This window comes from Kitasatospora sp. NPDC127111, assembly GCF_042677465.1.
In the GTDB taxonomy this organism is placed as follows: domain Bacteria; phylum Actinomycetota; class Actinomycetes; order Streptomycetales; family Streptomycetaceae; genus Kitasatospora.
In genome coordinates this window covers 23,949-30,874 of the sequence record NZ_JBHXTG010000040.1, presented here as the reverse complement: position 1 = coordinate 30,874, position 6,926 = coordinate 23,949, and the positions used below count along the sequence as shown (strand labels likewise).

Sequence of the window (6,926 nt, the reverse complement as noted above, 5' to 3'; positions counted from 1 at the left end):
GAAGAGGAGGGCCGGGCCGGCGGGGTCCTTGGAGTCACGCACCGGGACGAGGCTGACGGATCCGAGGGCCACCTCGATGCAGTCGCCGCCGTTGCCGCCGCTGTAGCTGCTCTTGAACCAAGTCGCACCAGTGAGATCAATTGTCGTCGCCATGAACCCCTCCACAGGTGGCCTATGCCGAGAACTCACCGGCCCGGATACCGGCAACAAAAGCCTGCCAGGCCACGGCCGGGAAGACCAGGGAGGGGCCGCCAGGATCCTTGGAGTCACGCACCGGGACGACGCCGGGGAATCCGGGGGCCACCTCGATGCAGTCGCCGCCGTTGCTTCCGCTGTAGCTGCTCTTCCGCCAGGCGGCGGCTGCGAGCTTGCTCCTCGTCATCCCTGAACCCTTCCAGCGCGTCAGCGATCAGCGCGAGCGAGTCCCTCACCGAGAGCGCCGACCCGCGGAGCCGATCATAACTTTGCTGGTGACCGGACACGATTGCTGCAACGTCACAGGGATGACCGCGATCGAGGCTCTCCGAGTAGACCCACCGCTGGCCGTCGCGCATCTCAAGCAGAACCATCGACTTGTCGACGACTGTCTGACACTGCCAGAACGGAACGACCTGTATGACAACGTTCTCGAAGCGGACAACAGCGAGCAAGTGCTCCATCTGACGTCTCATTACCGCAGGCCCGCCAACGACGTTTCGCAGGGCACTCTCGTCCAGTAGCGCCAACAGCAGCGGACCACCGTCAACGAGGAACCGCTCCTGCCGCCCCAGCCTCGCGGCCGTCCGCTCCTCCACCAGCTGGGGATTACCTGCAGCGTCACCGGTTGCGAACAATGCCCGCGCATACTCCCGGCATTGCAGCAGCCCGTGCATGAAGTTGTACTGAAAGACCCTGATGGCGACCGCCTCGGCCTCCATGTCCGCGTGGTCGCGGAACCAGTCCGGATGCTCGACCTCGGCCTCCCAGTCGACCCGGTCCCAGAGTCGCTTCAGCAGCCCGCCGGTCTTCAGCACCCGGTCGGCATCCTCGACCGAGTCGCCCGGCATGCGCCGCTTTCCGCTCTCGTACCGGGTGATGTTGGTGCGGCTGCAGTGCAGGAGCTTGCCGAGCTCCTCCTGCGTGTAATCGAGCATCTCACGGTAGAACCGCAGCTCTTCCCCGAACATCACGGCCGAACTCGCCGTCGGCCCCTGCTTCGCCCGCCGGTGTGCCACGCCGACTCCCCTCACGTGCCGCATGCGGTGGGTACTTCGAATCGGCCGTCACCGTACCTCCACAGCCTGATGATTGATACCGGAACGCGATCCTTTGCTTGCGCAGCGTGACGCCTCGCGCCCCTGCCGCAAGCCGCTTCCGCTCCCCCGTCGCACACCCCCGGAGGTGGCCCCGTCATGCCCAGGAACTGCGCCAACCGCCGCCCGCGCGAGTTCGCGGCCCGGCTCGACTCCCGGCCCGCCTCCACGCCGCTCGCCCGGCTCATGCTGCGCGCCTACCTGGCCGGACTGCCGCGCGGCGAACGGTTCGCGGACGTCGCCGAGTTGCTGCTCGGGGAGCTGTTCGCCAACGCCGTGCAGCACAGTGACGCGCCTCGGGATCGCATGGTGGAGGTGCGCTTCGCGGTGAGCTCCGACCGGCTCCGGATCGAGGTGCACGACGCGGGCACCGGCCGGCCGTCGCTCCGCGCCTCGGCCGACGACGAGGAGCGCGGGCGTGGCCTCTTCCTCGTCAACGCGCTGGCGGAGAACTGGGGTTGCTGCCCACGCGCGGGTGGGGTCGGCAAGTTCGTCTGGGCGCTGGTCGCCCCCGCGCCCGGGTTGACCGAGCTCGCGTTCGGCGCGGCCCTGAACGTCGTCGCCGTGTGAGGTGACGACGCGGCCGGCGCATTTCGCAGGACGAGCGGGGTGGCGGCAGCTCCACGCCGTCACCCCGCTCAGCCGTCGCTCTTGATGATCTTCATGGTCAGGTGCGAGTCGACCCGGGTGACGGCCGGCAGGCCCATCATCCGGGCCGTGAGGAAGCTCTCGTACGCCGCGTGGTCGGCCACCGCGACGCGGACGAAGTAGTCGGGGCGGCCGAAGAGACGGCGGAACTCGACCACCTCCTCGTAGGAGGCCACCGTCGACTCGAACTCCTCGACCGTCTGGAGGTCGTTGACGCCGATCTCGACCGCGACCACCACCTCGAAGCCGCGACCGGCGGCGGCCGGATCGATGCGGGCGCGGTACCCGGCGATGATCCCGGCGTCCTCCAGCCGTTTGACCCGGCGCAGGCAGGGCGGCGGGGTGAGGCCGACCCGCTTCGCCAGCTCCACGTTGGTCAGCCGCCCGTCCTGGCGCAGGTGGAACAAGATTTCACGATCAATGGCATCGAGTGATTCTTTGTTGCTCATCAGGCGACTCCCGGGCAATATTTGGAAACCATATTACCTGGAATTCGTCCTAGAATTTCCCGTATGACCGCTTCACCCGCCGGGACGCTCACGCGCCCGGACACCCCACCACCCGCACCGTCCTCCCCCGCCCCCGCCTCACGGGCCGACCTGGCCGCCGCGCTCCGGGACTCCAGCTCGGTCGGCCTGGGCCTCTTCCCGCTCGGCATCGCGTTCGGCGTGCTCGTCGTCCACGCCGGCCTGAGCTGGTGGTGGGCCACCGCGTTCACCGCCCTCGTCTACGCCGGGTCGCTGGAGTTCCTGCTCGTGGGGCTGGTCGTCGCCGTCACCCCGCTCGCGCAGATCGCGCTCACCGCGTTCCTGGTGAACTTCCGGCACGTCTTCTACGCGCTGTCGTTCCCGCTGCACCGGGTCGGCGGGCGGCTCGGCAAGGCGTACAGCACCTTCGGCATGACCGACGAGGCCTACGCGCTGACCACCGGGCCCGACGCCCGGTCGTGGAGCGGCCGACGGATCATCTGGCTCCAGGTGCTCTGCCAGGCCTACTGGGTGGTCGGCGGTACGGCCGGCGCGCTGTTCGGGGCGCTGGTGCCGGCCCGGCTGGTCGGCCTGGACTTCGCGCTGACCGCGCTGTTCGTCGTCCTGACCGTGGACGCCTACCGGGCCCGGCGCGACGTTCCCACCCCGGCCCTGGCGCTGGTCTGCGCACTGGCCGCGCGTTTCGCCGTCCCCGAGCAGATGCTGCTCGCCGCGACCGGCCTGTTCACCGCCGGACTTCTCGCCCGGCACGCCGTCGCGAAGCACCGCGCTCCCGCCGCCCACCGCACGCCCACCACCGAGGAGCCGGCCCGTGCCTGACACGCCCTACCTGCTCGCCGCCATCGGCGTCTCGACCGCCGTCACCTGGGGGCTGCGCGCGCTCCCGTTCGCCGCCCTCGCCCCGCTGCGGGCCAGCGCCGTGCTCCACTACCTCGGCGCGCGCATGCCGGTCGGCGTGATGGTGATCCTCACCGTGTACTCGCTGCGCGACCTTCCCCTGGGCAACCCGCCGCACGCCGCGCCCGCGCTGCTCGCCCTGGCCGCCACGCTCGGCCTGCACCTGTGGCGCCGCAACGCCGTGCTGAGCATCCTGGGCGGCACCGCCGTCCACGTCGCCCTCGCCAGCACGCTGTTCACCCACCCCTGACCCGCGCCGCCCCCTCGCCGGCCGTGACCGGTGCTACTCCCCGCTGATCGCCCCCGGCCCGGCCGGGTGGGCAGGCGGCTCGACGGGCATCGCCGACCACGGCGGCACCGGCATCTCGGCACTGAGCACCAGCAGGGGCCGACCGTCGCGGCTCCACACGTCCGGGTGCAGGCCACCGCTGTAGAAGGTGATCCCGTCCGGCGCGTGCAGCACCTCGACCGGCCAGTCGTCCGCGCCGAACTGCACGATGACGTTCTCGCCCGCCGGCACGGTGTACTCGGTCGCCCAGGGCTCGAAGACCAGTTCCAGCGGCTTCTCCTGGGCGTGGACGAGCAGCCTGGTCCCACGCTCGGGCGCCTGCCCCTGTGCGTGTCCCTGTGCCTGTCCCTCCGCCATCCCGGCCCCCTGCCGCTCCGACCGCGCCGTCCGCCGTCCTCCCCGGCATCCTCGCAGGCCGGCCCCGGTATCCGTCCACCGACGCCCCCGCCTGGCGGGCCGGGACCGTCCGCTACGGGGCCGCCGCCTCCGGGGTGGCGCGCCACGGCGGGCTGTCGAACGTGGTGGTCGTCGTTCTCGGCAGCGGACACCCCGTCACGGCAGCAGATTCAACGCGGCGCAGTGCGCGGGCTTCACCACCGTGAGGTGTCGCCGGTCGAGGGTCGCGACCCGCTCCACGCCGAACCGCTCGGCTACGGCGATCACGGAGGCGTCGGTTGACCCGAGCGGGAAGTCGGCGTACTGGCGCACAAGTTCCGCCGTGCGTGGCGCGAACTCGCCCGGGCACAACCGCCGAACGGGCGGGCGCGAACGGGGAGCACCCCGCCGCCTCCGCGCCAACTTCCCCCCAAGGTGGGGTTTGGCTCAACCGGTCGGCGTGCGCGTGCCGATGCCCCGTCCGACGCGAGTCCCGGCCGGGGCGGCGGAGCTGAGGGCCGCCGCCCCGAACACCGGCCTCGCGCACGACGCGACGGCCCGCAGCCGGCCTCAACGGTCCAGCGCGACGGCGTTCTTGGCGCGCTCGACCGACTCCTCCGCCGCCGGGCCACCGGGGTTCTCGGTGGCGAGGGCCTGGTTGAGGGCGACGAAGGGACGCATCCGCTCCTCGTACCGCGCGTACGCCGTGCGGTGGTCCGCCCCGGCGGCCGCGGCCCGGGCGAGTTCGTCGGCCAGCAGGTGGGCGCCGACCAGGGCGAGGCTGGTGCCCTGGCCGGAGTACGCCGAGGCGCAGTAGCCGGCGTCGCCGAGCAGGACGGCGCGGCCGGCGGACCAGCGCTCCATGCGGACCTGGGCCATCGCGTCGGCGTAGAAGTCCGACGCGCCGTGCAGCGCCGCCAGCAGCCGGGTCGTCTCCCAGCGCAGCGCCGACATCCGTTCCGCGACCAGCTCCCGGCTGCGCTCGACGTCCCGCTCGGCCGGCTCCTCGCTCTGCCAGCCGAAGCAGACCCGCAACTCGCTGTTGCCGCGCACCGGGTAGATGCCGTAGCCGGCCTCGCCGTCGCGCTGCCAGACCTGCCAGTCCTCCAGGCCGAGGAAGTTGTCGGTGCTGAAGATCGCGAGGTGGCTGCCGAGGTGGTGCAGGAACCGCTCCTCGGGGCCGAAGGCGAGCTTGCGCACCCGGGAGTGCAGGCCGTCCGCGCCGACCACCAGGTCGAAGGTGCGGGGCCGCCCGTGCTGGAAGGTGACGTGGACGCCGTGCTCGTCCTCGCGCAGTGCGGTGATGGCGTCGCCGTAGACGAACTCGGCCTCGTCCGCAACGAGTTCGGTGAGCATCGCGACGAGGTCCTCGCGCAGCAGCTCGACGTCCTCGTTGTCGAGCCGGCCGCCGCTGTAGGTGGCCTCGGTGGAGCGGTGCACCTCGTGGCCGTCGGCGTCGAGGAGGGACATGCCGCGCATCCGGGTGCGGACGGCGTGGACCTGCTCGGTCAGGCCCATCCGCGCGATGACCTCGACGGCGGCGCCGCGGATGTCGACCGCCTGGCCGCCGCTGCGCGGGCCGGGCGCGAGCTCGACCACGGTGACGGCGAAGCCGTTGCGGTGCAGGTGGTGGGCCAGGGCCGTCCCGGCGATTCCGGCACCGGAGACGAGGACGTTCGGCATGTTCCGCATGTTCCGCATGGTGGGCTCCCCCAGGGTCGTGCTTGTCGGGTCGGTGTCTGTACGCTGTAAGCGCCCTGAATGTACGGCGTACATCCAGAGCCTCGCAAGCCGCTCACCAGCCCATTCAGCCCAGAACTGTGCTAGGACAGCAGGCCCGGAAGCGGCGATCCCGCTGGTAGGGTCTGAGCTAGTACAGGACCAGCCGCCCGCGAAAAAATCCCCCGAGGAGCCCGCCGCATGGCACCGGAGACGGACCCGCCCTTCCAGCGCATCGCCGCCGACCTGCGCCGGCGCATCACCAGCGGGGAGCTGGCCCCGGGCTCGCGCGTGCCCTCGACCCGGCGGCTCGCGCGGGACTGGGGCGTCGCCCTGGCGACCGCCACCAAGGCGCTGACCGTGCTGCGGTTCGAGGGGCTGGTGGAGGCCCTGCCCCGGGTCGGCACCGTGGTGGCCGCCGGCGCCGAGCCCGCTCCCGGGACCGCCCCCACCGCCGACGCCGCCCCCGCGCGCGTCGAGCACCGTGAACCCATCGCACCCGACGAACCCGCCGCCCCCCACGAACCCGCCGCCCCCGACGGCGAGTTGACCCGCGAGCGGATCGTCCGCGCGGCCCTGGAACTGGCCGACGCCGAGGGGCTGGGCGCCCTGTCCATGCGCGCCGTCGCCGCCCGGCTCGGGGTCTCCGCGATGGCCACCTACCGGTACGTCACCAGCAAGGACGAGCTCGTCCTGCTGACCGCCGACGCGGCCTTCGGCGAGGCGCCGGCCTACCCCGCCGAGCCGCCCGCCGGCTGGCGGGCCCGGCTGGAGTTGAGCGCCCGCACGCTCTGGGCGCTGTACCGCCGCCACCCGTGGCTGGCCCAGCTCAGCCCGGTCACCCGGCCGCTGGTGCTGCCCAACCTGATGACGCACGCCGAGTGGGCGCTCGCCGCCCTGGAGGGCCACGGACTGGACGCCGTGACCGTGCTGGACACCCATGTGCTGCTGTACAGCTACATCGAGGGCATCGCGGTCAACCTGGAGCGCGAGACCCAGGCCCAGGCCGCCACCGGCCTCACCGAGGACGAGTGGATGGACACCCGGAGCTCCGCCCTCGGCGCGCTCGCCGCCTCGGGCCGCTACCCCGCGTTCGCCCGGCTGACGGCGGAGCTGACGGACGGCTACGACCTGGACCTGGACGCCCTGTTCGAGTACGGCCTGGCCAACCTGCTGGACGGCCTCGCCACCCGCCTCACGCCCTAGCCTCCCGCCTCA

Annotated in this window: 10 protein-coding genes; 4 read left to right on the top strand and 6 right to left on the bottom strand. The window is 72.1% G+C overall.

Translation table 11 applies throughout. The features are described 5' to 3' along the window. From ACFVHB_RS23370 to ACFVHB_RS23360, 3 genes are all read right to left on the bottom strand, one after another. Nucleotides 1-153: DUF397 domain-containing protein (locus ACFVHB_RS23370; protein ID WP_380325572.1), on the bottom strand; the 153-nt coding region annotated here is incomplete at its 3' end. Nucleotides 154-172: 19 nt separating this feature from the next. Next, the gene (locus tag ACFVHB_RS23365) at nt 173-304 is read right to left on the bottom strand and encodes a DUF397 domain-containing protein (protein ID WP_380325476.1); all 132 of its coding nucleotides are present in this window, start codon (nt 302-304) and stop codon (nt 173-175) included. Next, the gene (locus ACFVHB_RS23360; protein ID WP_380325473.1) at nt 267-1,214 is read right to left on the bottom strand and encodes a helix-turn-helix domain-containing protein; all 948 of its coding nucleotides are present in this window, start codon (nt 1,212-1,214) and stop codon (nt 267-269) included. Before ACFVHB_RS23360 ends, ACFVHB_RS23365 begins: the two co-directional genes overlap by 38 nt. A 177-nt stretch (nt 1,215-1,391) precedes the next feature. On the opposite strand from ACFVHB_RS23360, the gene ACFVHB_RS23355 reads away from it, so the two are divergent. Next, on the top strand, nt 1,392-1,862 hold the full coding sequence (locus tag ACFVHB_RS23355) for an ATP-binding protein (protein WP_380325470.1): 471 nt from the start codon (nt 1,392-1,394) through the stop codon (nt 1,860-1,862). A gap of 68 nt (nt 1,863-1,930) precedes the next feature. Here the strand turns inward: ACFVHB_RS23355 and ACFVHB_RS23350 are convergent, their stop codons facing one another. Next, nucleotides 1,931-2,389 carry an Lrp/AsnC family transcriptional regulator gene (locus tag ACFVHB_RS23350; RefSeq protein WP_380325467.1) on the bottom strand — a complete coding sequence of 153 codons (459 nt, stop codon included), beginning with the start codon at nt 2,387-2,389 and terminating at the stop codon, nt 1,931-1,933. Between the two features lie 63 nt (nt 2,390-2,452). On the opposite strand from ACFVHB_RS23350, the gene ACFVHB_RS23345 reads away from it, so the two are divergent. Together ACFVHB_RS23345 and ACFVHB_RS23340 are read left to right on the top strand one after the other, a co-directional pair. After that, a complete protein-coding gene (locus ACFVHB_RS23345; protein WP_380325464.1) occupies nt 2,453-3,247 on the top strand; it encodes an AzlC family ABC transporter permease in 795 nt (264 codons plus the stop codon). Next, nucleotides 3,240-3,575 (top strand): branched-chain amino acid transporter permease, encoded by a 336-nt coding sequence (locus tag ACFVHB_RS23340; protein ID WP_380325461.1) that lies wholly within the window; start codon nt 3,240-3,242, stop codon nt 3,573-3,575. Before ACFVHB_RS23345 ends, ACFVHB_RS23340 begins: the two co-directional genes overlap by 8 nt. 33 nt (nt 3,576-3,608) lie before the next feature. On the opposite strand, the gene ACFVHB_RS23335 is transcribed toward ACFVHB_RS23340, so the two are convergent. Both ACFVHB_RS23335 and ACFVHB_RS23330 read right to left on the bottom strand, forming a co-directional pair. After that, nucleotides 3,609-3,971: a hypothetical protein gene (locus tag ACFVHB_RS23335; protein ID WP_380325458.1), complete on the bottom strand. Its 363-nt coding sequence runs from the start codon at nt 3,969-3,971 to the stop codon at nt 3,609-3,611. 588 nt (nt 3,972-4,559) lie between these two features. Continuing rightward, entirely contained in the window at nt 4,560-5,672 is a 1,113-nt protein-coding gene (locus ACFVHB_RS23330) for an FAD-dependent monooxygenase (RefSeq protein WP_380325569.1), read from the bottom strand. A 237-nt stretch (nt 5,673-5,909) separates the two neighbouring features. Between ACFVHB_RS23330 and ACFVHB_RS23325 the strand changes: the two genes are divergently transcribed. Further along, nucleotides 5,910-6,914 carry a TetR/AcrR family transcriptional regulator C-terminal domain-containing protein gene (locus ACFVHB_RS23325; RefSeq protein WP_380325455.1) on the top strand — a complete coding sequence of 335 codons (1,005 nt, stop codon included), beginning with the start codon at nt 5,910-5,912 and terminating at the stop codon, nt 6,912-6,914. The last annotated feature ends 12 nt before the right edge of the window (nt 6,915-6,926 follow it).